17 protein-coding genes and 1 tRNA gene are annotated in these 24102 nt (G+C 34.7%); 7 read left to right on the top strand and 11 right to left on the bottom strand.

All coding sequences use genetic code 11. The features are described from left to right. The first annotated feature begins 53 nt into the window (after positions 1-53). A complete protein-coding gene (locus QWY92_RS02715; protein ID WP_290268391.1) occupies positions 54-953 on the top strand; it encodes a metallophosphoesterase family protein in 900 nt (299 codons plus the stop codon). Between the two features lie 105 nt (positions 954-1058). On the opposite strand, the gene QWY92_RS02710 is transcribed toward QWY92_RS02715, so the two are convergent. The 7 genes from QWY92_RS02710 to rimP form a co-directional block, all read right to left on the bottom strand. After that, complete coding sequence (locus tag QWY92_RS02710) at positions 1059-3416, bottom strand: T9SS type A sorting domain-containing protein (RefSeq protein ID WP_290268390.1); 2358 nt, start codon at positions 3414-3416, stop codon at positions 1059-1061. Positions 3417-3429: 13 nt separating this feature from the next. Beyond that, positions 3430-4017 (bottom strand): phage tail protein, encoded by a 588-nt coding sequence (locus tag QWY92_RS02705; RefSeq protein WP_290268389.1) that lies wholly within the window; start codon positions 4015-4017, stop codon positions 3430-3432. A gap of 27 nt (positions 4018-4044) precedes the next feature. Continuing rightward, entirely contained in the window at positions 4045-4632 is a 588-nt protein-coding gene (locus QWY92_RS02700) for a phage tail protein (protein WP_290268388.1), read from the bottom strand. Positions 4633-4654: 22 nt separating this feature from the next. After that, a complete protein-coding gene (locus QWY92_RS02695; RefSeq protein ID WP_290268387.1) occupies positions 4655-5245 on the bottom strand; it encodes a phage tail protein in 591 nt (196 codons plus the stop codon). Positions 5246-5546: 301 nt separating this feature from the next. Further along, complete coding sequence (gene infB, locus QWY92_RS02690; RefSeq protein WP_290268386.1) at positions 5547-8435, bottom strand: translation initiation factor IF-2; 2889 nt, start codon at positions 8433-8435, stop codon at positions 5547-5549. A 100-nt stretch (positions 8436-8535) separates the two neighbouring features. Continuing rightward, positions 8536-9768: a transcription termination factor NusA gene (nusA, locus tag QWY92_RS02685; protein WP_290268385.1), complete on the bottom strand. Its 1233-nt coding sequence runs from the start codon at positions 9766-9768 to the stop codon at positions 8536-8538. A gap of 12 nt (positions 9769-9780) precedes the next feature. Further along, positions 9781-10242: a ribosome assembly cofactor RimP gene (rimP, locus tag QWY92_RS02680; protein ID WP_290268384.1), complete on the bottom strand. Its 462-nt coding sequence runs from the start codon at positions 10240-10242 to the stop codon at positions 9781-9783. 213 nt (positions 10243-10455) lie between these two features. Between rimP and QWY92_RS02675 the strand changes: the two genes are divergently transcribed. Then, positions 10456-11280 carry a universal stress protein gene (locus QWY92_RS02675; protein ID WP_290268383.1) on the top strand — a complete coding sequence of 275 codons (825 nt, stop codon included), beginning with the start codon at positions 10456-10458 and terminating at the stop codon, positions 11278-11280. Between the two features lie 270 nt (positions 11281-11550). Here QWY92_RS02675 and QWY92_RS02670 read toward each other — a convergent pair. Beyond that, positions 11551-11623 (bottom strand) — tRNA-Gln (locus tag QWY92_RS02670). Positions 11624-11774: 151 nt separating this feature from the next. Here QWY92_RS02670 and QWY92_RS02665 point away from each other — a divergent pair. After that, positions 11775-15158 (top strand): glycosyltransferase family 117 protein, encoded by a 3384-nt coding sequence (locus QWY92_RS02665; RefSeq protein ID WP_290268382.1) that lies wholly within the window; start codon positions 11775-11777, stop codon positions 15156-15158. A 3-nt stretch (positions 15159-15161) separates the two neighbouring features. Then, positions 15162-15827 (top strand): polysaccharide deacetylase family protein, encoded by a 666-nt coding sequence (locus QWY92_RS02660; RefSeq protein ID WP_290268381.1) that lies wholly within the window; start codon positions 15162-15164, stop codon positions 15825-15827. Positions 15828-16021: 194 nt separating this feature from the next. Here the strand turns inward: QWY92_RS02660 and QWY92_RS02655 are convergent, their stop codons facing one another. Beyond that, a complete protein-coding gene (locus QWY92_RS02655; protein ID WP_290268380.1) occupies positions 16022-16318 on the bottom strand; it encodes a thioredoxin family protein in 297 nt (98 codons plus the stop codon). A gap of 134 nt (positions 16319-16452) precedes the next feature. Beyond that, positions 16453-17688: a metallophosphoesterase gene (locus QWY92_RS02650; RefSeq protein WP_290268379.1), complete on the bottom strand. Its 1236-nt coding sequence runs from the start codon at positions 17686-17688 to the stop codon at positions 16453-16455. A gap of 329 nt (positions 17689-18017) precedes the next feature. Between QWY92_RS02650 and QWY92_RS02645 the strand changes: the two genes are divergently transcribed. Next, positions 18018-18632 carry a response regulator transcription factor gene (locus QWY92_RS02645; RefSeq protein ID WP_290268378.1) on the top strand — a complete coding sequence of 205 codons (615 nt, stop codon included), beginning with the start codon at positions 18018-18020 and terminating at the stop codon, positions 18630-18632. Here QWY92_RS02645 and QWY92_RS02640 read toward each other — a convergent pair. Continuing rightward, a complete protein-coding gene (locus tag QWY92_RS02640; RefSeq protein WP_290268377.1) occupies positions 18613-20517 on the bottom strand; it encodes a tetratricopeptide repeat-containing sensor histidine kinase in 1905 nt (634 codons plus the stop codon). The genes QWY92_RS02645 and QWY92_RS02640 overlap by 20 nt on opposite strands. A gap of 251 nt (positions 20518-20768) precedes the next feature. On the opposite strand from QWY92_RS02640, the gene QWY92_RS02635 reads away from it, so the two are divergent. Continuing rightward, positions 20769-20924, top strand: coding sequence for a hypothetical protein (locus tag QWY92_RS02635; protein WP_290268376.1), 156 nt, complete (start codon positions 20769-20771; stop codon positions 20922-20924). Between the two features lie 17 nt (positions 20925-20941). Beyond that, entirely contained in the window at positions 20942-23959 is a 3018-nt protein-coding gene (locus QWY92_RS02630; protein ID WP_290268375.1) for a T9SS type A sorting domain-containing protein, read from the top strand. Positions 23960-24102: the final 143 nt, after the last annotated feature.

Raw genomic sequence — 24102 nt, 5'->3', positions numbered from 1 at the left:
CACGTTTTCATATCTTCACGCCTTCTAACTGAAAATTTGTTTACATTTACTTTATGTTTTCAGCTAAAAAAAGATTAGACAACGCCTATAAAAATGCTAAAATCGTTGAATTTGACGATGATAGTAAATTTATACTTTTTAGTGATTGCCACCGAGGTGACAATAGCTTTGCAGATGATTTCTCAAATAATAGAAATATTTACTACCACGCCTTAAAACATTATTTTGTTGAAGGTTTTCAGTACTGTGAAATTGGTGATGGCGATGAACTTTGGGAAAATTTATCGTTTAAATCTATTTTAGATGCTCACAAAAATGTGTACATGCTTTTGAAAGCATTTCATAAAAAAGAGCGACTTCATATGATTTGGGGAAACCATGATATGGTATACAGAAATCCGGATTATGTTAAAAAGCATTTATCTACCTATTTCGACGCTAAAACCGGTAAAGATGAAGAGTTGTTTAAAGATATAATCTATCACGAAGGTATTATTTTGAAACATTGCTCTACAGGACAAGAAGTGTTTTTAACCCATGGCCACCAAGCCGATTGGTGGAATTTCCTGTTTTGGAAATGGAGCCGATTTATGGTACGCGTGCTTTGGAAACCCTTAAATGTTATGGGTATTGCAGACCCTACGAGCCCTGCAAAAAACTATACCGAATTAATAAAAGTAGAACGAAAAACAAAAAACTGGATTACTGAAAACAACAATTTACTAACGGTTGTTGGCCATACCCACAGGCCGCGTTTCCCTGAGCCGGGCGATATTGCTTTTTTTAACGATGGTAGCTGTGTACATCCAAGAAGTATTACAGGGATAGAAATTGAAAATGGAGAAATTTCGCTTATAAAATGGAGTATTGCGACTAAAGACGACGGTACCTTGCAAATTATAAGATCTGTTTTGGAAGGCCCTAGATCATTGCTCTCTTATAAAACGTCCTAGTTCAAAAATAGATATCATACATTAAATACCTTTCGAACTAAAATAAAAAAAACGCCTAAAAGTAAATTTTAGGCGTTTTCTATATTTTCAAATACAACTAATACATTAATTTATAATTAACTTTTTAGTTACCGAACTGTCTTCAGAATAAATTTTCAATAAATAAACTCCAGATTGAATGTTAGATAAACTAAGCGTTTCATTATCTGTACTATTTTTCAATTGAAAAACCTGCACTTCTTTTCCTAATATATCAAAAACCACAGCTTTATTTAAAACGTTGTTACTTTTGTTATTTATAATAATAAAACCATCGGTTACGGGGTTTGGATAAAGTAAAACTTGATCATTTAAAACAACATCGTTTGTATCTAATGTAGAACAAATTCCTACCGTAGCACTTTCAATAGTTACCGATACGGTTTCAGAATAAGAACAATTGCCCGTAGTTGTATATACCACATCATAGGTTCCTACTGTACTTTCCGAAACATCGATAGTACCTGTAACACCATTAATATTTAAGCCTGCAGTAGAAGTAAACGTTCCTCCGGGCTCACCTGTTATTGTAGGTGTTGTATCACTTCCGTTTTCGCAATAAGATGAATCATCATAAGAAAATGAAGCATCGTCTAGCACCATACCTACCAATTGGATATCATCAAAAGCAACTTCTTCCTGAGAGTCTTCTAAACTAAATCTAACTCTAATTTTAATACTCGTTCCTGATACACCAAAACCTGATAGATTATCTAAATCGTACACAATATCGGCCATAGTACCGGTCATTTGTACATCGTCTCCAGTACCAGTTACGCCATTTAAATTAACATCGTGGTAAAAGGAACCACCTCCAGGAATACCTCTAAACTCACCTATTTTAACATAAGCCCCCGCACCGTCTAATTGATACTCTACGGTAACATGATCTGTTTCTTCGTAGCGTGTTGGTATCGTATTAGGTGCGGCTAGTTTTAATTTAACAGACATACCTCGAACTCGTGTAATATCTATAACATCTAATTCTAACCATTGTTCGCCAGTAACATCTTCCATTCCAATATAGTTTGTGCCTTCTTCCCCTGTTATGTCAAAGGTGAAATCAGCATCAGTCCCACGAGAAAAAGTATCCACTCCATCGTTAAAAAAAGGTGTACTCGTTGTATACCCTGTATAATCGGCAGCTTCAAAACCTTGACTTACTATGGTTGTAAAAGTACAAGCTGATGCACAACTAGCCGGCGCTGTAAACAAACCATTAACCACTAAACTACATCCTGAATCTGCTGAAAAAGCAGCTGTAATATCAACAGCATTTCCGTCGGCATCCAAATTAGTTAATAACACTGTTTGCGGACTAGATGTTATAGCAAATGATTGCCCTGCAATATCTAAAGTGCCAGATGCAGGAGGGTAGCTATAGGTTACCGTAACTTCTTGTGCATATTTATTAGAACTTCCAGAACATGCCGATTGATTACCCGCAACTATACTGGATATATTACAAGGTGGCTCGCAATTTGCTGGCGCTGTAAATAATCCAGCTTGCATTAATGTACAAGCTGCATCCTCTGAAAATGAAGCAGAAACATCAACAGCATTTCCATCAGACTCTAAACCCACTAAAGTTACTGTTTGTGGGCTACTTGTTATTGCAAAAGACTGACCATTTACCAATAACGTTCCCGATGCCGGTGCTGTACTATAGGTTACTGTAACTTGTTGCGTATACGTGTTGGTACCAGAATCGCAAGCCGTTTGTGTACCCGAAGATAATGCTGAAATAGAACAAGCAGAAGCGGTCCCGTCTATTCGAATATCATCGAAAGCAACTTCTTCATGAGAGCCTTCTAAACTAAACCTAACTCGTATTTCTATAGTTGAGCCACTAAAGCTTCCGTCTAAAATAGTATTTAAATCGTAAGTGATATCTGCCATGTTTTGATTCATCAAGACATCATCATTGAATCCTGTAGCCCCATCTAGATTAACATCATGATAAAACCCATTACTCGGTACTCCTCTAAACTCTCCAAGTTTAGCATAAGCCGCTCCGTCTATTCTACACTCAACTATAACATAATCATCTACTTCATAACGAATAGAACCAGGTTCCGATCGAGGAGCTGCTAATCGAATTTTCACTTTTAAATCTGATGCTCCCGAGATATTTACTGGATCTAATTTAACCCACTGCTCTCCCGTCACCAATACAGCCCCGTCATGATCTTCTATACCTATATAGTAGCTACCATGATTACCCATAACTGTATTTCCCCAATTTCCTTGAGTATTCCATGTAGTGGCAGTTAATCGGTTAAAATGGTCTGATCCGATACTTTGGAACGGCACACTGGTAGTATAACCTGAGGTACCTTCGAAACTTTCTTGATGTATTTGTTGTGCTGTTAGGTTTGTTATACAAATAAACAGGCTTATAAATAATAATATTTTATGTTTCATTTTATGTTTTTTTTTAATTTCTAGATGGATAGGTTCCGTATAAAGCTATTATATAATTTAATCCTAACGAGGGTTGAACATTTTCGTGAGATTGCGTTTGTCCTACTCTATTTTGAGAAACTGAGGAAGGGTTTAAAACTGTTGAAGCCGTTCCTTCTAAATAAATTTCTTCGCCAGCGCTTAACACTGAATTTCCGTTTGGAACATCGTCTTGAGCGCCACCACTAGACACCTGTAATTTAACATTATGATTATGAACAGGAAGGTTGTTTGGTAGCAAAGTAACTTGTTCAGCACCTACCCGATCCCCTACCCTATAATCATTAAGCCCTGATCCTCGACCTTGGCCAATTGGCACTCTACCTCTTAAATCTGGAAGTCCAAAAGTTGTTCGGGCATCTCCCCCGTAAATTGTTCCTACTAAAGAAAACAAGGCATCGTTAGAAGCTATAGCTAGTAATTGTCCGTCGCAAAAAGCCCAACCTCGTGGAGCAAAATTACCCGCAAACAATCTAATCTCTCCTAAAAAAGGCTCTTGAGCATACGATTGACTTGAAATTAACATAAAAGTCAATATTAAAAATGTAATATATTTTTTCATAGTATTGTTATTAAATAATTATTGTTACTAGCTTCTGGTTGGATATATCCCTTGTAAAGCGATAATGTAACGCATACCTACATAGGGTTGTAAATTAGTATGAGCTTGGTTTCCCCCAATAGAACTTTGAGAAATAGACCCCGCTTTAATTTTAACATTAGGTGTACCTTCGGTATAAATTTCTTGATCTGCACCTATAACTGTACTAGAACTAGGCGTTGTACTATTTGACGACTCATCTGAAACACGTAATTGTACATTATGATCGTGCGCTGGTATTTGTAATTCAGTTAATGTAACCGCTTCTACTCCTTTTTTTTCACCTATATGAACGCTTGACAGCCCTGGTCCCGAACCAACACCAATAGCAACGCGACCTCTTAAATCTGGTAATCCAAAAGTTGTTCTACCATCACCCCCGTAATTTGTTCCTAAAAGAGAGAATAATGCTGTGTTTTCAGCTATTTGTAATAATTGTCCATCGCAAAAAGCCCATCCTCTTGGAGCAAAATTACCAGCAAATAACTTAACCTCTCCTATTAAGGGGTCTTGTGCAAATAATTGATTTGAGCATATAAACAGTGTCAATCCTAAAAATAAAATATATTTTTTCATAATTTCTGAATAGTTATAAGTATTAATTTCTAGATGGAAAAAGGCCTTGTAGACAAATAATATAGCTCATCCCAAGGGATGGTTGCATATTATAATGACCTAGACCTGCGCCTACGTTAGTTTGAGATATAGATGAATCTTGAAGAGTAACATCTGCAGTTCCACTTGTGAAAATTTCTTGTCTAGAACCTATGGTTACACTTTCTGATGGTGTATCATCATCGCCAGGTTCTCCAGACAAAAGCACTTCTACATTATGGTTATGCGCAGGAATTTCGGCTTCAGATAAACTCACATAATCCGTTCCCCCACTTTGCCCTACTTGTGAAACCCACGAACCAGCAGAGTTGTTTCCAATACCAACCACAGCACGACCACGTAAATCTGGTAAGGCAAAAGTTGTTATGCCGTCTCCTCCATACATAGTGCCCAAAAGAGAAAATAAGGCTTGGTTTTGATTTATTGGCAACAATTGCCCTTGACATAGCGCCCAGCCCCTTGGTGCAAAATTGCCTCCAAAAAGCTTTACATCGCCGAGATATGACTCTTGAGCAAAAGCTGAGTTTATTGACAACATAACTGCCAATGTAAAAAAAGTAATAGTTCTTTTCATAATAGTTAAAAATTTGAATTGATCGGACTAAAAATATAGTTTTTTTCGTTCAAAAAAGTAACTACCCATATAATTAACACGTTGTATGTCGGTTTTTTACGATTAACGATAAAAATTAATGAAAATTGAATTTGTTTTGCATCAATAGCGTGATATAATTAATTATTCCAAAAAGAACAAATCTCTACTCCTATTTAATGATCTCGCCTAAATAGAGTTAGCAACTATATTTCAGGATAAAGCAAAAAAAAGCCAGAACATAAGTTCTGGCTTTTTAATATTTATAGTAAGTTGTTGAATATTACTTCAACTTCTTTTTAACTTCAACTTCATGGAAAGCTTCAATTACATCGCCTTCTTTAATGTCGTTGTAATTTTTAATCTGCATACCACAGTCGTAACCTTTAGTAACTTCCTTAGCATCATCTTTAAATCGTTTTAACGATGTTAATTCACCCGTATAAACAACTACACCATCACGTATTAAACGGATACCTGCATTACGTGTTATTTTACCATTAGTTACCATACAACCTGCAATAGTACCAATTTTAGATACTTTAAACATTTCTCTAATTTCTGCAGTACCTAAAATCTCTTCTTTCAACTCTGGAGATAACATACCTTCCATAGCATCTTTAAGATCGTTAATAGCATCGTAGATAATAGAATATGTACGGATATCGATTTCTTCTTTATCAGCAATCATTCTTGCATTTCCAACAGGACGTACGTTAAAGCCGACAATAATAGCATCGGAAGCCGAAGCTAACAATACATCACTTTCTGTAATGGCCCCAACACCTTTATGAAGGATATTAACTTGAATTTCTTCAGTAGATAATTTTTGGAACGAATCTGTCAATGCTTCCACAGAACCATCCACATCACCTTTAAGGATGATATTTAATTCTTGGAAATCACCAAGTGCGATACGACGACCAATTTCATCTAAAGTAATATGACGTTGTGTTCTAACTGATTGCTCACGTTGTAATTGTGCACGCTTAGAGGCAATTTGTTTCGCTTCACGTTCGTCTTCAAATACATTAAATTTATCACCTGCTTGTGGTGCACCATCTAGACCAAGTATAGAAACTGGTGTAGAAGGCCCTGCGGCAGTTACATCGTTTCCACGCTCATCATGCATGGCTTTAATTTTACCACTATTTCTACCTGCTAAAACATAATCACCAACGCGAAGTGTTCCGGCTTGTACTAATATGGTTGACACGTAACCCCTACCTTTATCTAAAAAGGCTTCTACTACAGTACCAACAGCGGCTTTTTCTGGATTTGCTTTAAGCTCTAATAATTCGGCTTCTAGCAATACTTTTTCTAATAATTCTTTAACACCAGTACCTACTTTAGCAGAGATATCGTGTGATTGTATTTTACCACCCCAATCTTCTACTAAAAGATTCATTTGAGCTAAACCTTCTTTAATTCTTTCAGGATTAGCATCTGGCTTATCTATTTTATTAATGGCAAATACAATTGGCACTCCTGCTGCTTGTGCGTGAGAAATAGCTTCTTTGGTTTGCGGCATAATATCATCATCGGCAGCTGCTACAATAATAGCAATATCGGTAACTTGAGCACCACGAGCACGCATGGCTGTAAAGGCCTCGTGACCTGGTGTATCTAAGAAGGCTATTTTTTGACCATTCTCTAATTCTACGCCATAAGCACCAATATGTTGTGTAATTCCACCAGATTCTCCAGCGATTACATTTTCTTGACGAATATAATCAAGAAGCGATGTTTTACCGTGATCTACGTGTCCCATTACTGTAACGATAGGTGCACGAGGTTTTAAATCTTCCGGTTTATCTATAACTTCTTCAATTGATTCTTCAATATCTGCAGTTACAAATTCTACTTGGTAACCAAATTCATCTGCAACAATAGATAACGTTTCAGCATCTAAACGTTGGTTCATAGTAACCATCATACCTAACGACATACAAGCCGAAATAATTTGAGTTACACCAACATCCATCATCGTTGCCATTTCGCTTGCCGTAACAAACTCAGTCACTTTAATGATTTTGCTTTCTGCTGCTTCTATTTGCTGATCAATTTCAGTCTGCTCTCTATGTTTATCTCTTTTGTCTCTTCTGTTTTTCGCACCACGTCCTTTATTAGACTTACCTTGAAGTTTTTCAAGTGTTTCACGCACTTGTTTTTTAACATCTTCTTCAGTAGGTTCTTCCTTAACAATGTTACGACGACCTTGACCTGGTTTTCCTCGGAAATTACTTCCTCCGGCTGTACCGCCTGGTCTGCTTGGTCTATTATCTCCAGGAGCTCCAGCTTTACTGATACGACGACGCTTCTTTTTATTTGCTGCGCCAGCCGCTCCTACAGGTTTCTTATCTACTGGTTTCTTTTTAGGTTTATTAAATTGAGATAAATCAATTTTATCACCTGCTATTTTTGGCCCAGTAAGTTTTTGATATTGCGTTTTCACCTTTTCTTCAGGAACAACCATTTCACCATCTACTATGATAGCTTCTTGTTTTGTTACCTTTTCTGTTGGAACTTGTTTTGTTTCAACTTTAGGTGTTTCGACTTTAGGAGTTTCTGCTTTTGGAGTTTCCGCTTTCGGCGTTTCTTTAGCTTTAACCTCTGGTTGTTTTTCTGCAACAACTTTAGGTTTCGCAATTTCCACTTTGCCTACTGCTTTTACCACTTCTACAGGTTTAACTGCTTCTACTGGTTTAGCAACCTCTGCAACGTCTTCTTTAACAACTGCTTTAGCTACTTCTTCCTTTTCAACTTTAGGCGCTTCCACTACGGGTTTCGCTTCTGTTGCAGGTTTCGGAGTTGTTTTTTTAGGTTCTAAATCAATTTTACCAACCTGTTTAGGGCCGCTAAGTGTTTTAGATGCTTTTACAATCTCCTCTCTTTTGGCAGCTGCTTTTTGTTTTTCTTCAAGCTCACGCTCGCGTTGCTCACGCAACACTTCTTTTTCTTTTAATTTCGCCTCACTAACTTCCTGAGATGCTACTTTTTTGCTAGCGTCTGTTTGAAATTCATCGGATAGTACTTTGTACGTTTCCTCTGAGATTTTTGTAGTTGGGCGTTTCTCTATCTCGACACCCTTAGAATCTAAAAATTCTACGGCGCGATCTAAAGAGATGTTAAGCTCGCGTAATACTTTATTTAATCTAATTGTTTCAGCCATAATTGCCTTTAAAATACTCAAATATATATATTATACCAATTCGATTGTAAAATTAAGGAACATCTAATGATAAATTCCTGTAATTTTTATGGAATTGATATTATTCTTCGAATTCTTCTCTTAAAATCCTAATAACATCCTTAATAGTTTCTTCTTCTAAGTCTGTTCTTTTTACTAAATCTTTCACTTCTTGCTCTAAAATACTTTTAGCAGTGTCTAATCCAGCTTTGCTAAATTCTTCAATAATCCAGCCTTCGATTTCATCAGTAAATTCTCTTAATTCTACGTCTTCTTCTGCGCCTTCTCTAAACACATCGATTTCGTATCCTGTTAGTTGCCCGGCTAAACGGATATTATGTCCGCCTCTACCAATGGCTTTACTTACCTCTTCTGGTTTTAATATAACCTCAGCGCGTTTTGTTTCTTCATTTAATTTAATTGAAGTTACACGTGCTGGGCTTAATGCTCTAGTAATAAATAATGGTAAATTACTAGTGTAATTGATAACATCGATATTTTCGTTTCCTAATTCACGAACAATACCGTGTATTCTAGATCCTTTCATACCTACACAAGCTCCAACTGGATCAATTCTATCATCATAAGAATCTACAGCTACTTTTGCTTTTTCACCTGGAATTCTTACAACATGTTTAATGGTAATTAAACCATCGAACACTTCTGGAATTTCTTGTTCGAATAATTTCTCTAAAAATACTGGGGAACTTCTAGACATTATAATTGTTGGTTTTGCGCCTTTAAGCTCAACACTATCAATTACACCTCTTACGTTGTCTCCTTTTCTAAAGAAATCAGACGGTATTTGTTTATCTTTTGGCAGCACAATTTCATTACCTTCATCATCTAGCAAAATAACTGCTCTGTGACGAATGTGATGTACTTCTGCTGTATATATCTCACCTATTAAATCTTTAAATTGCTTAAAAATAATAGTATTATCGTGTTCATGTATTTTAGAAATCAAGTTTTGACGTAAAGCTAAAATAGCACGACGTCCTAAATCGATAAGTTTAACTTCTTCTGATACATCTTCACCTACTTCAAAATCGGGTTCAATTTTTCGAGCTTCTGTTATAGAAATTTCTTGATTTTCTTCTTCAACTTCTCCATCGGCAACCACAATTCTGTTTCTCCAAATTTCTAAATCGCCCTTATCTGGGTTTACAATAATATCAAAATTATCGTCATCTCCAAATTTTCGTTTTAAGGCACTTCTAAAAACATCTTCTAAAATAGCCATTAACGTTACTCTGTCAATTAGCTTATCGTCTTTGAATTCTGAAAAAGATTCAATTAACGCAATATTTTCCATAACTGGTTCGATTTAAAATTTTATCACAACTTTTGCTTCTACAATATCTTGATAAGCAATATTCGCTTGCTTCTTTACCGTCACTTTACCTTTTCCAATAGGTTTAGGCTCTCTCGCTTTCCATTCGAGCTCTATATCTGTTTCGGTAGCGTTTGTTAAAGTACCTTCGATTTCTTCAGTACTTGTTCTAACACTAAGCGTTCTATTTATATTTTTTATATACTGACGTTGATGTGTTAAAGGTGCTGCTGCTCCTGCCGACATAACTTCTATAGAAAAATCTTGTTCTTCCCTATCTAAATTATCATCTACGGCACGGCTTATAAAGATACAATCTTCAACTAAAACGCCGTTATCTCCATCGATAACTATATTGATATGATTTTCGGCATTAATAGTTAATGCGATAAGAAATAAATCTTGTCGCTCTGCTAACGCCTCTTCGAGTAAATTTTTAACTGTAGTTTTAAACATTTTCTAGTATAAAAAGAGGGGACTTTCCGTCCCCTCATTTTCTTAATTCGCCTTTCAACGGTGCAAATATATAACATTTTATTGATTTTTAAAGTAATTTTTCATAAATTTAGGTACGCCATAGCTTATGTTACAAACAAATAAGCGTACTTTTAAGCTGATTACTAACAATATCGTAATAAGCCCAACTAACCCACAAACACCTCATTTACCATGAAAAAAATTCTTGTACCTACCGATTTTTCCGAACAAGCTGAAAATGCTTTAAAAGTCGCTGCTCAACTAGCAAAAACTTACAATTGTGAAATTTATTTGTTACATGTTATTGATTTACCATTAGATGAAGTTGATGCGCTAAATTCTCACAGCGAATTTCCAGAAGCTGTATTTTTCATGAAATTAGCACATAAGAAGTTTGAAGAATTAAAAAACCGCGATTATTTAAAAGATTTAACGGTTCATGAAACCGTGGATTTCCATGAAATTTTCAAGGGCGTTTTTCACATTAGTAAAAAAAATGATATCGATTTAATTATTATGGGATCGAATGGCGTTAGCGGATTAAAAGAAATGCTTATTGGTAGCAATACTGAAAAAGTGGTTCGTACTTCGGAAATCCCTGTTTTAGTTATTAAAAACGAACATCAATCGTTTCATGTTGATCATTTTGTTTTTGCTTCGGATTTTAAAGAAGAAAGCAAACCAAGTTACCAGCATGCGCTTAATTTCGCAAAAGCATTTGGTGCAAAAATGCATTTACTTATGGTAAATACACCTCACAAATTTATTACTTCGAATGATGCCAAGACCCGAATAGATGATTTTACGTCTAGTTTTGAATTTTCAGATCACACTATTCATATTTATAACGATTTGAGTATTGAAACCGGTATTTTGAATTTCGCCGAATCTATTTCGGCAGATTTAATAGGCATGAGCACTCATGGCCGCCAAGGGATTTCTCATTTTTTTAATGGTAGCATTAGTGAAGATTTAGTAAACCATGCTAATCGCCCAGTGATTACGTTTAAGATTTAACCTTAAAAAAAAGAATACACCCCAAATATTTCTCTTGATATTGAAATAATACCAACACTTAAAAAAAGTAATATTAAAAATCATGAAACAACAAACCAACACGGCAAATACGCCCGCGTTAGGGATAGAACGGCATGTTTGAGCTCTTTTTGTATTGCTACGTGCAACACAAAAAAGCGAGTAGTGATAGCCCGACCCTTGTGGTAACGCCCAAAATTATAGGCATAAAAAAACCCTAACTATTTAAAACAGTTAGGGTTGGTTTCAGAGTTGGCCCACTAGGGCTCGAACCTAGACTCTTCTGCACCAAAAACAGACGTGTTGCCAGTTACACCATGGGCCATTCTTTATTCGAGACGGCAAATTTAGAACTTTTTTTCCTTTGTGCAAGTTTTTTTTTATTTTTTTTTTGAAAAACTTAACGTTTCCTTAAAAACCACAGGTATTGCATATTTATTATTAAATTCGCCGAAGCAATTAACGTAATGATTTATATGGCACATTTTGATTTTAAAAAATGGAATACCGTTTTGGGGTGGTTCGCGTTTTTAATAGCACTTATTACTTACACTTTAACAGTGGAGCCAACGGTGAGTTTTTGGGATGCGGGGGAATATATTTTAACGTCATCTAAACTACAAGTTGGGCACCCACCAGGAGCTCCTTTATTTCAAATGTTAGGCGCATTTTTCTCGATTTTCACCTTTGGAAATAATGCTAATATTGGTTGGATGATGAATATGATGAGCGCCGTTTCTAGTGCTTTTACTATTCTTTTCATGTTTTGGACTATTACATTATTGCTGAAAAAAATGATTATTACCGATGGTGAGATCAATAAAAACCAAGCTTTAGCCATTTTAGGTAGTGGTTTGGTAGGAAGTTTAGCTTTTACGTTTTCCGATTCGTTTTGGTTTAATGCTGTTGAAACTGAGGTTTATGCTATGGCGACTTTAATTATGTCGGCTTTATTTTGGCTTGGACTGCGTTGGGAACAGGATATGGATAAACCACGTGGCAATCGCTGGTTGATATTAATTGCTTTTGTTATCGGACTTTCTTTTGGGGTTCACTTTATGGGGCTACTTACTATTCCTGCTATCGGCCTTATTTATTATTTTAAAAACTACAAAACGGTTACTGTAAAAAACTTCATTATCGCAAATATTGCTTCGGTTGGTATTTTGCTTTTTGTGTTTAAATTATTAGCCCCTAATATTCTAAAAATATTTAGTGCTTTCGAAATCTTTTTCGTGAACACGATCGGGATGCCGTTTAATTCGGGATCTATTATTGCAGGCCTATTTTTGGTTGGCGTTATTTTTTACGGTTTAAAATACACTAGAAAGAAGCATTTTGTGCATTTAAACACTGCCATTTTATGTTTAACTTTTGTTATTATTGGTTTTTCTACGTGGTTAATGTTGCCTATTCGCGCCAACGCCAATGTGGTTATTAACGAAAACAACCCGTCGAGTGCGAGAGAATTATTAGCTTACTACAACTTAGAGCAATACCCGGAAACACATTTGTTTTATGGACCTCAATTCACAGATCAATACGCTTATTTAGATGAAAACAATCCATATGTGGATGACAAACCTAAATACGAAAAAGACGAAACTAAAGGCGAATACGTTGTTGTAAACGATTGGAAAAAAGCCAAACAAAACTATAACTCGAAGCACGCTTCCATCTTACCACGTATGTGGAGTGCTGAACATGCCGAGAATTATATGATGTTTTCTGGTTTTTTAGACTTTAAAGTAAAACCAGACGCACAAAACACATATTACAGAAGTGCTATAAATGCTGGCGCATCGGAAGAGCAAGCAAAAACGTATGCTTTAAATCAGATTACACAATACAAAGCTAAAATTAACGATTTTAAAAATCAAGTAGCGCAAGGTAAAATAGATTACGAAGATTATAACAACTTTTTAAAACGTGAAAAAAGCTTAATTGAGGTTGAAAAACCAGATTTGATTAGCAATATTGTTTACATGTTTGAATACCAATTGGGTTACATGTATTGGCGTTATTTTATGTGGAATTTTTCGGGCAGACAGGATGATATTCAAGGTCGATACGATAACCACGGAAACTGGATTACGGGTATCAAATTTATAGATGAATGGCATTTAGGCTATTCACAAGATAATTTACCTAGCGATGTTAAAAATAATAAAGCCAGAAATGCTTATTATTTATTCCCGCTTATTTTAGGACTTATCGGTTTATTTTTCCTTTTCAATAAGGATAAAAAATTATTCTGGGTAATGCTCGTGTTTTTCCTTTTCACAGGAATCGCGATTCAAGTCTATACCAATGTACGCCCCTTTGAACCGCGTGAACGCGACTACTCCGTTGTAGGCTCGTATTATGTGTTTGCTTTATGGATTGGTTTTGGAGTTTACGCCATTTTCGATGCTCTTAAAAAGTATGTTCCTAAACAACTTACAGCACCTATAGTTACTATTGCTTGCTTAGTTTTAGTACCTGGAATTATGGCAGCTAGCAACTGGGACGACCATGATCGTTCTGGCAAATACACCGCCAACTCTATGGCTAAGATGTATTTAGATTCTTGTGCTGAAAACGGAATTCTATTTACCATTGGAGATAACGATACGTTTGCCTTGTGGTACGCCCAAGAAATTGAAGGCTACAGAACCGATGTGCGTGTGGTAAACACCAGTTTATTTCAAACCGATTGGTATATAGACCAAATGAAACGTAAAGCTTATGAGAGTGACCCTATACCATCGCAACTGACTCACGATTTATACAAATACGGCACCAACGATTATATCGTAATTGAACCGGTGACTAAAGATACTATTGAAGTGAAACAGTTTTTAGATTTTATTGCTAGCGACAACCCTAAAACAAAATACAAATACGTTTTAGAACAACAAGGTGTCGATTTATCTCAGGTGAGAGCTCAAGATTTAAAAATGAGTTATTTACCAACGGAAACATTAAGAGTTCCAGTAAATAAACAAAACGCACTAGATGCAGGCATTGTAAAACCAAAAGATGCCGATAAAATTGTACCCTATATTGATATTAATATCAAAGGTGGCGCATTATACAAAAACCGTTTATTAATGCTAGATATTGTTGCTAACAACGAGTGGAAACGTCCTATCTATTTTACTGGAGGAAGTTTTGGTGATGATGATTATATCTGGATGAAAGATTATCTGCAACTTGATGGTATGTGCTATAAATTAGTCCCTATTAAAACAGAAGTAGATCGCGCAAACCCGTTTGATATGGGTCGAGTAGATAGCGACTTGATGTATGACAAAGTTATTCATTGGGATTGGGGAAATAGCGGAAGCCCTGACATTTATCACGATGTTGAAACCCGTAAAAACTCGATTACATATCGTGGCAATTTAGCCCGATTAACCGAGCAATTAATAAACGAAGATCAACTTGATAAAGCTGAAGAGATAGCCGACATTGCCATGCATAACATGCCTGTAGAATATTTTGGATACTATACTTTATTAGAGCCTTATATTAGCGCCTACTATGAAGTTGGAAACAAAGAAAAAGCACAACAACTATTTAAAGAAGTTGCCAATAAATACCAAGAAAACCTAGTGTATTACAGCAAATTAAAAACAGACAAACAAGAGCGTTTATTTGAAGATATTTACACCGATATACAACGTTACAAAGGTTTAGTTGATGTTTTAATTAAATACGACATTCCATTTGCTGAAGCTGAAGGCGATGTTTTTAACGAGCATTTAAAACTCTTTAAATATTTCTATGGCGAAGATACTCAGGATGAATACGCACCAACGGAAAACCAAGACATTCCTGCAGGAGTAAGCACCGATACGATTGAAGCGATAAACTAAGGCATGACCTTAATACCTGTAAAAACACCACGTGTTGTAAAGAAGATGTTCCCAAATTATATTTGGGACATCGCAACACCGGAAAAAATAATATACCTCACCTTTGATGATGGCCCGACTCCAGACATCACGAATTGGACTTTAAACACGTTGAAAAAACACGATGCTAAGGCTACCTTTTTCTGTATAGGAAACAACGTTGAGCAGCACCCAGACATCTTTAAAAACATTTTAAAAGAAGGACATGCTATTGGCAACCACACCCAAAACCATATTAAAGGCTGGAAAGCAACAACGGCAAACTATTTAGCTCAAGTCACAAAATCGGAACAAGCAATTGAAGCACATACAACTCCTGAATTCTTAAAAAAGAATACATGTAAATTGTTTAGACCACCTTACGGGAAAATCAAATCTAAACAAGGGAAAGCTGTTATTAAGCTAGGTTATAAAATTATTATGTGGGATATTTTATCTTTTGATTGGAAACATAATTTAGATGAAGAAACTTGCCTTAAAAACGTGATTTCTAAAACTAAAAACGGTAGTATTGTAGTGTTTCATGATAGTTTAAAAGCAGCGAAAAACATGCAATATGTACTACCAAAAATGTTAGAGCATTTTAGTAAACGTGGGTTTGTGTTTAAATCTTTAGAATTTCAAGATTGATTTTTTAAAGAGGAACACCTTACAAGAACCTCAACTATAAAACGAACAATAAAACTTATTGACAGACACACCCGCGCTAGGGGATTGCAGTGAAAAGCCCACAGCCCGACGCAGGAGGTGCGAGGACTTGCAACGTAAAGCCCGACCCTTGCGGTAGCGCCAAAATGAATAATTTTAAGAAAAAGAGGGTGGTTTTATAAGTATTCTTCGATGATATTGATGAGCGTGTTAGCGTCTTGCTCACCGGTTTGGCGCCATTTCATTTCACCATTTTTATACACAATTAACGTTGGCAGACCTTTTACTTGCAAGGCTTCGGTTAATTCTTGATTTTTATCGACATCAATTTTTATCACCTTGGCTTTATCACCCATAGCGGCTGCCACATCGCGTAAAACAGCGTGCATAGTGTTAGCTTCTTGATTTAAATCTGTATAAAAATCTAACAATACCGGAATCTCCACATCGATAAGTTCTCCAAATTTTGACATATATTATCGTTTTTAAGTCAACTTTTTATAACTGCTTTTTAGTACTCTGTTTTAAAAAATACAGCTAAAATTGACGCATTTTTGATATTTATAAATATAAACAATTTAGTATAAATAGCCATAAAAAAGGCATTTTATACCACTTCCTTGCCTTTTTTGAGCTCTATAACTGTAATTTCGGGCCAAATACCAATACGACCTGGAAAGGCTAAATAGCCAAACCCACGGTTTACATTTATGTATTGCCCCATTTCTTTGTATATGCCCGCCCAATATTTGTAACGCCATTTTGCAGGACTCCATTTAAACCACCCTGGAATTTCGATACCAAACTGCATGCCATGCGTATGCCCGCTAAGTGTTAAATGGTAATGATAATCATCGTTGATAACCTTTTTTTCCCAGTGTGATGGATCGTGACTCATTAGTATTTTAAAATCGTTTTCATCTATTTTGGATGCGGCCTTGTGCAAATCGCCAGCGGTTTTAAAACCACCTGCTCCCCAGTTTTCAACACCTACTAAAGCAATACGGTCACCGTTTTTTTCGAGATATGTACTCTCGTTTAGCAAGAGGTTAAACCCAATTTCTTTTTGAAGGGCTTTTAAATCTTCTAAATTCTGGTGTTTTGCTTCTTCGGAATCCCAGTTTACATAATCGCCATAATCATGATTTCCTAATACGGAATATAGGCCATCTTGAGCTTTCAGTTTATTGAATACGTTTTTATACGGCACTAATTCTTCAGCCTTATTATTTACAATATCGCCCGTAAATAGTATCACATCGCTTTCTTGCTCGTTAATTAAATCTACGGCATATTTTACTTTTTCCATATTATCGAAACTGCCGGAATGGATATCGCTAATTTGAGTGACTTTATAACCATCGAAAGCAGCCGGTAAATCTTCAAAATGTAACGTGTATTTTAAAACCTTGTAATTGTAACGTCCTTTGTAAATACCATAAATTACAGAAGCTAACGGAATGGCTGCCAAACCTAAAGCGACTTTACTTATAAACTGGCGCCGCGAAGCAAAATAATTGCCTTTAGCAGCTTCTCCCACGGTAAAATATCGATAAATAGCTTGAGGTACTCTAAAAATATCTTCGAAAAACACGCCAAAAAGAAGCACCAATTTGGGCACTAAAAGCGCTATAAAAAATCCGATAGCATAAGAATGCGCATGTGTAAAACCATTACGCCTGCTAAATCCGTAAAACTGAAACACAAAATTACCCAAAATAGCGATGGTAATTATCCAATAAAATATCTGAATCCAATTGTTTTTCACAACCGTTTTAAAAGCTTGAAAAGCATAGTAATCTGCCACTAAAAAAATGGCTAAAAATATCATCCAACGAAACATACTCTTTTTCTTTTTCCCAAAGATAGTGGTATTGAAAAGCAATCTTTTTATTCATGGTTGTTTTTAACTTATGGTTAAGATTTTATGATTATACATATCTAAGAAAAACAAATTATTTTTTATTTAAACACTTCATAATCCCTCCTGTATTTAAAAGATAAAAAGCGACATATTCAATAGAATCCTAAACCCATTTCAAAAAAAACGAATAACCATAAAGCAATAAACGCTAGATTAATAGCATGAAAATTACTTCGTTTTTTAGACAAAAAATAACATGCCATTTTTATAAAAATTTATATCTTTATTTTTTTGATAAATTAATTTTGATGTTAGAGATTCGAATTTTAATTGTAGAAGATGACCCTATTATTTGTGAAGACATTAAAGGGATGCTTTCTAACGTGAATTACAATACCATTGGTGTGGCTTACAGCAAAGATGATGCTATTGAAGCTATTGATACCTTGCGCCCAGACTTAGTATTAATTGATATTAATTTAGAAGGTGATTATGAAGGTTTTTTGGTGGCTGAACATATTAATAACACCAAAAAAATACCGTTTTTGTATCTCACTTCATATTCTGGAAAGCAGGTTTTAGATCGCGCAAAAAAAACCTTACCGATGGGTTATGTAGTAAAACCTTTTAATGAAAAGGAACTGTATTCTACCATTGAAATTGCATTGTATAATTTCTCGAAATTTGTTTTGCCTGTAGCATTAAACCGAGACAATATAAACTCATTAATACAAACACCTTTAACCCAAAAAGAGTTCGAAATATTAAAAGGATTGCAAGAAGGAAAAACGAATCAGTTATTGGCTGAAGGGCAATTTGTAAGTGTTAACACCATTAAATCTCACATAAAAAATATTTACGAAAAAATGAATACCCACACACGCTTAGAAACCATTACGCTGCTTAACGAACTGTTGCGTTAGCTTTAGGAAATACAATAGATACTTCGGTGCCATTTTGACTATTGATGACAACAGTTGCTTTTAGTTTGTTAGTGAATAAGCTAATTAAACGCTGCCCAAAAGATTCTGCTTTATTTTTCATCTTTTCATCAAAACCAATACCATTATCTTTCACTATTAGTTGGTGGTCATTATCATGTTCTAGCATGATGATATTAATGCTTGGTTTTTTAGTTTTATTCAATGGGAAGGCATGTTTAAGGGCGTTAGTTACTAACTCGTTAACAATAAGCCCTATCGGAATTACAGATTCTACATCCATAACAATATCTTTAGCTTGAATATTAAAGGCCATATCTTCTTCGGATTTATTATAAGAATTTAGAATATTTTCAACCAAACCTTCAAAATAATTCTGAATATTTATCATGTCGAGTTCTTCGCCAACATACAAGTTTTTATGAAGTATAGCCATAGATTGCACGCGATTTCTACCGTTTTGTAAAACTTCGTACACTTTTTCATCTACAACATATTTAGACTGAAGATTAAGCAAACTAGAAATTAATTGTAAGTTATTTTTAACGCGATGATGCGTTTCGTGCAACAACAATTCTCGATCTTTTAGCGCTTTAGTAATAATTTGATTTTTATGGTTAATTTTTGAATACATTTTATATAAAGCTATAGCAGCCATAATTAACCATAACAAACCTATGGAAGTGAGCAAAGCAATAACTTTAGAACGGGAAGCCTTTTCTTCAGAGATCTTTTTTTCATTATTCAATAAAGCTATTTTGTTTTCTTGTTTTTGCTGACTGTATTGTGCATCTTTTTCGGCAATAATTTCAATAGATTCTTTGGAATAAATAGAATCGCTGAGCTCTTTAAACGCTTTAAAATCAGACAAAGCGTCTTTAAAATGACCACTTTTTTCATTAGCTTCAGATAAAAGCTGATAAGCTCGTTGTTGTTGGTACAGCGATTTATGCTCGTCGTATTTAAAAACATCTTTTAAATGCACAATGGCTTCAGGATAACGTTTTAATTTAATGAGAATCTCACCCATATTCAATTTAGATTCACATAAATTATACGTACTACTTAAATTTTCTCTAATTTTTAAGGCCTTAAAATGTTCTTGATACGCATCCTGAAGACGCTCTTGTTTTTGTCGTAAAAGTCCTAAAAAATCATAATGAAAACCCATTTCGCGAAGTGTTGGAAATACAGCATTATACCCTTTCTGCTTCATTAAATGTCTTTCTGCTTTTTTAAATTCATTTAAATCGGTGTAAAGCAATCCTAAATTAGCATGCACACTTGCTAACCCGCCGCTGTCCTGTAAAATTTCATATTGCTCTAAGGCCTTTAAGTATTGCTCCTCCCCTTTTTTTAACTGATCGATATTTAAATAAAACCCCGCCAAGGAATTATTTATTTTGGCCTTTTGTTCAACAGTTCCTATAGCATCATAAATTTCAGAAACTTCAATTAAATGTTTTTGAGCAACAACATTATTACCTAAAAAAGTATTTAGAGTACCAATAAAATGACTACTACTAGCAATATCCATCGAATCTTGATGCTTTTTAGAATATTGATAAATATTATGATAGTAGTTAAGCGCTGTAGCATAGTCGCCTTGCCATCTGTGACTCGCAGCAAAAATGTAGTTATTTCTCCGTACTTCGGCACTGTCAGCATTAATGAGATGCTCGTTTTTTAATTCCGTAGCTATTTTTTCGGCCAATTGTGGGTTACGTTGTACTAAATATTGACCAAGCAAAAAGAGCGCGTCCTTTCTTTGTTCCTTTTTAAAACTGGAATCGATTATAGATTGCAAACTATCCTGATAGGCGTCCGGCTTCGCATCTTGACCAAAAGTCAAAAAACCAAAAAGCATGCATATATAAAGTGGTTTGAATGACAATTTAAAGAACTGTTAATGATTACAATACAAAAATACAAAATAAGATTTTCACAAAAATCACCCATTGGTATGAAAAAAATTAGAGCCTAAATTATGAATTTTACCTAGTCCATTAAAACCGAACAAAACCATGAAAAACCCAACATTAAATTTATAAAATAAAAAATCACAACTATCGAAATCCCTCACTAAACACTAGTAATTAACCATTAAAAAAAAATATTATGAAGAAAATTTACCTTTTATCTACAACACTTTTAATAACAGCCTTTACATTTCCCCAAGTTGCCAAGGATATCTGTTCTTCTGCAGAAAACATTACAATAATCACAAGTGAACCTACAATTAACTGTTTTGAAAACGAAGGAATAACTATTTAACCTCTAACATTCATATTATGAAAACCCTCACAACAACACTAGCATTGGTTTTATTGACTTTTATAGGTCATGCGCAAACCACATTAATTCCAGATCCAAATTTTGAACAAGCCTTAATCGATCTAGACTATGATGTAGCACCTATTAATGGCTCTGTACCAACCGAATACATAAACTTTATTAGCGCCTTAGATTTAACTGATAAAAATATCACGAATCTAGCAGGCATCGAAGATTTTACTTCGCTTACAAGTTTAGAATGTAGTGGTAACCAAATAACGGACTTAGACCTCAGCAATAACACCATACTTTCAGCATTAAATTGCGCAGGTAACAATCTATCTTACCTTAATGTGAAAAATGGCAATAATGCGAATTTCATCAATTTTAAGACTTTCAACAACACCAATTTAACTTGTATTGAAGTTGATAATGTAGCATACAGCACGGCTAATTGGATTTCTGGAATTAATTCTCAAATGAGTTTTAGTGAAGGTTGTGGCACCTATGTGCCAGACGATAATTTTGAGCAGGCATTAATAGATGCAGGTTATGACTCTGGACCTTTGGATAATTATGTGCCTACCGAAAACATTAAAAACAGAACCCATTTAAATGTAAGCAGCAAGAACATTGCAGACTTAACAGGTATTGAAGATTTTACAGCTTTAACAAGTTTAACTTGTCCTCAAAACCAACTTACAAGTCTAGATTTAAGTCACAATAAAGCCTTAACACGTTTATATTGTTCTTCTAATATGCTTCGCAGTTTAAACATTACCCAAAATAAGAGCTTAACCCATTTTAGGGCTCATGAAAATCAATTAACAAGTCTAGATGTAAGCAATAACATTGATTTAATTGAGCTCTATTGTGGTATAAACCAACTTACAAGTTTGGATGTAAGTCAGAATACAGCTTTAATTTCACTTGTTGTTTACGAGAACCAGATTTCGAGCTTAGATGTTTCTTCTAATACAGCTTTAAACGAATTGGCTTGTTATAACAATCAATTAACCGCCTTAAACGTTAAAAACGGCAACAATACAAATTTTATATTTTTTTACGCAACAGATAACCCAAACCTAACCTGCATTGAAGTAGACGATGCTACATATAGCTCAACTAATTGGACAGATATAGATGCACAAGCCAGTTTTAATGAAAGTTGTAGCGTTGTACCATTAACCTACGTTCCAGACGATAATTTTGAACAAGCTCTTATAAGTTTAGGCTTCGATTCTGGACCTTTGGATGATTATGTACCAACTGAAAATATTAATACCATAACCACATTAGATGTTTCTGTAAGAAATATTACTGATTTAACTGGGATAGAAGACTTTGTTGCTTTAAAGGTATTAATTTGTGCATACAACGAACTAACGACTTTAGACCTAAGCAAGAATATCGCATTAACCGATTTATATGCTCACAATAATCTATTAACAACATTGGATGCTAGCCAAAATCAATTTTTATCTTTTTTCTATGTCAATATTAACCAACTAACAAGTTTGAAAATAAAAAATGGTAATAATACTATTATAACGGAATTTGTTACCACTGATAATCCTGAGCTTACCTGCATTGAAGTAGACGATGCTACATATAGCACAACCAATTGGACAGATATAGACGCACAAGCCAGTTTTAATGAAAGTTGTAGCGTTGTACCATTAACCTACGTTCCAGACGATAATTTTGAACAAGCTCTTATAGACTTAGGGTATGACACTGGTGCTTTAGATGATTATGTGCCAACGGATAACATAAATACAGTAACCACTCTGGATGTCTCAAATAAAAATATTGCAGACTTAACAGGTATTGAAGATTTTATAATTCTCGAAGAATTATACTGTAATAACAACCAGATTACGAGTATTAATATTGAAAACAATAGCGCATTAACTATTTTAAATATAAACTTCAACTTAATTTCCAGTTTAGATGTATCAAATAATTTATCGTTAACCTCATTACTCTTCACTTATAATGAAGTTTCAAATATCAATTTATCTAATAATGAATTATTAACAGATTTGTATTGTTCTGGTAACAACCTCACAAGCCTAGATGTATCCAATAACCTCGCGTTAAAAAAGTTATCTTGTCCAGTAAACGAAATATCAGATTTAGATGTATCCAAGAACAATGTTTTAACCCGTCTGAATGTACATTTCAACAAGCTAACAAGCTTAAACGTAAAAAACAATAACAATTTAAATTTTATAGAATTCCTGGCTTCTTCTAATGATAATTTAACCTGTATAGAAGTCGATGATGCAGCATACAGTACATCCCACTGGTCAGGTAAAGATGCGCACGCCAATTTTAGCGAAAATTGTATAGTAACACCACTAACCTACGTTCCAGATGATAATTTTGAACAAGCTCTTATTAGTTTAGGCTTCGATTCTGGTCCTTTAAATGATTATGTGCCAACAGAAAACATCGATGGCATAACCACACTATCGATTTCTTTCAAAGATATCAGCGATTTAACAGGTATAGAAGATTTTGAGGCGCTTTCTGTTCTACTATGTTACAGTAATCAATTAACCAGTTTAAATTTAACTAATAACACCAATCTAACAAACGTAAATGTTGGAGGGAATAATTTATTATATCTAAATGTTAAAAATGGTGCAAATACTAATATCACTACGTTCATCACTGTAGAAAATGTAAATTTATTATGTATCGAAGTCGATGATGAAACTTTTAGTACATTACATTGGAGTGAAACTATCGACTCGCAATCCAGTTTTAGCGAAAGCTGCCAATATTTAAGCACCAATGATTTTAAGGAAACAGATTTTAAAATATATCCAAATCCAGCCGACAGTTACATTCATATAGAATCTGCGAGCATGGTTACAAATGTTAGTATTTACAACGTATTGGGTCAAGACGTTTTACACACTCAAGAAACCGATCGTATCAACATCAGTGCTTTGCGCTCCGGCACGTATTTCATAAGAATAAAATCCAATACAGGCGAACAAGTAAAAAAGATAATCAAAATATAAAAGGCGCTATTAATCAATTTCCTAAAAGGAAACACATCATATGTTTGGTGCTGTTTCCTTTTTTTTTGTTTTAATGATTCTAAAAAAATGACATCAATATTTTAAATGAAATTCAATCTAAAAAAGCTTAGATCTCATTTGTT

Source organism: Algibacter miyuki (genome assembly GCF_030409805.1).
GTDB lineage: Bacteria > Bacteroidota > Bacteroidia > Flavobacteriales > Flavobacteriaceae > Algibacter > Algibacter miyuki.
Note: the sequence above shows the minus strand (reverse complement) of the source record. Positions and strands in the feature narration are given on the sequence as shown.

Excerpts from the sequence above, each read along its gene's own strand:
- QWY92_RS02655 (WP_290268380.1), bottom strand. The coding sequence starts at position 16,318 with ATGTCAAAATTTGGAGAACTTATCGATGTGGAGATTCCGGTATTGTTA.
- QWY92_RS02640 (WP_290268377.1), bottom strand. The coding sequence starts at position 20,517 with ATGCTTTTTGGTTTTTTGACTTTTGGTCAAGATGCGAAGCCGGACGCC.
- QWY92_RS02710 (WP_290268390.1), bottom strand. The coding sequence starts at position 3,416 with ATGAAACATAAAATATTATTATTTATAAGCCTGTTTATTTGTATAACA.
- infB (WP_290268386.1), bottom strand. The coding sequence starts at position 8,435 with ATGGCTGAAACAATTAGATTAAATAAAGTATTACGCGAGCTTAACATC.
- QWY92_RS02715 (WP_290268391.1), top strand. The coding sequence starts at position 54 with ATGTTTTCAGCTAAAAAAAGATTAGACAACGCCTATAAAAATGCTAAA.
- QWY92_RS02660 (WP_290268381.1), top strand. The coding sequence starts at position 15,162 with ATGACCTTAATACCTGTAAAAACACCACGTGTTGTAAAGAAGATGTTC.
- QWY92_RS02700 (WP_290268388.1), bottom strand. The coding sequence starts at position 4,632 with ATGAAAAAATATATTTTATTTTTAGGATTGACACTGTTTATATGCTCA.
- QWY92_RS02630 (WP_290268375.1), top strand. The coding sequence starts at position 20,942 with ATGAAAACCCTCACAACAACACTAGCATTGGTTTTATTGACTTTTATA.
- QWY92_RS02635 (WP_290268376.1), top strand. The coding sequence starts at position 20,769 with ATGAAGAAAATTTACCTTTTATCTACAACACTTTTAATAACAGCCTTT.
- QWY92_RS02645 (WP_290268378.1), top strand. The coding sequence starts at position 18,018 with ATGTTAGAGATTCGAATTTTAATTGTAGAAGATGACCCTATTATTTGT.
- QWY92_RS02650 (WP_290268379.1), bottom strand. The coding sequence starts at position 17,688 with ATGTTTCGTTGGATGATATTTTTAGCCATTTTTTTAGTGGCAGATTAC.
- QWY92_RS02675 (WP_290268383.1), top strand. The coding sequence starts at position 10,456 with ATGAAAAAAATTCTTGTACCTACCGATTTTTCCGAACAAGCTGAAAAT.
- QWY92_RS02695 (WP_290268387.1), bottom strand. The coding sequence starts at position 5,245 with ATGAAAAGAACTATTACTTTTTTTACATTGGCAGTTATGTTGTCAATA.
- rimP (WP_290268384.1), bottom strand. The coding sequence starts at position 10,242 with ATGTTTAAAACTACAGTTAAAAATTTACTCGAAGAGGCGTTAGCAGAG.
- nusA (WP_290268385.1), bottom strand. The coding sequence starts at position 9,768 with ATGGAAAATATTGCGTTAATTGAATCTTTTTCAGAATTCAAAGACGAT.
- QWY92_RS02705 (WP_290268389.1), bottom strand. The coding sequence starts at position 4,017 with ATGAAAAAATATATTACATTTTTAATATTGACTTTTATGTTAATTTCA.
- QWY92_RS02665 (WP_290268382.1), top strand. The coding sequence starts at position 11,775 with ATGGCACATTTTGATTTTAAAAAATGGAATACCGTTTTGGGGTGGTTC.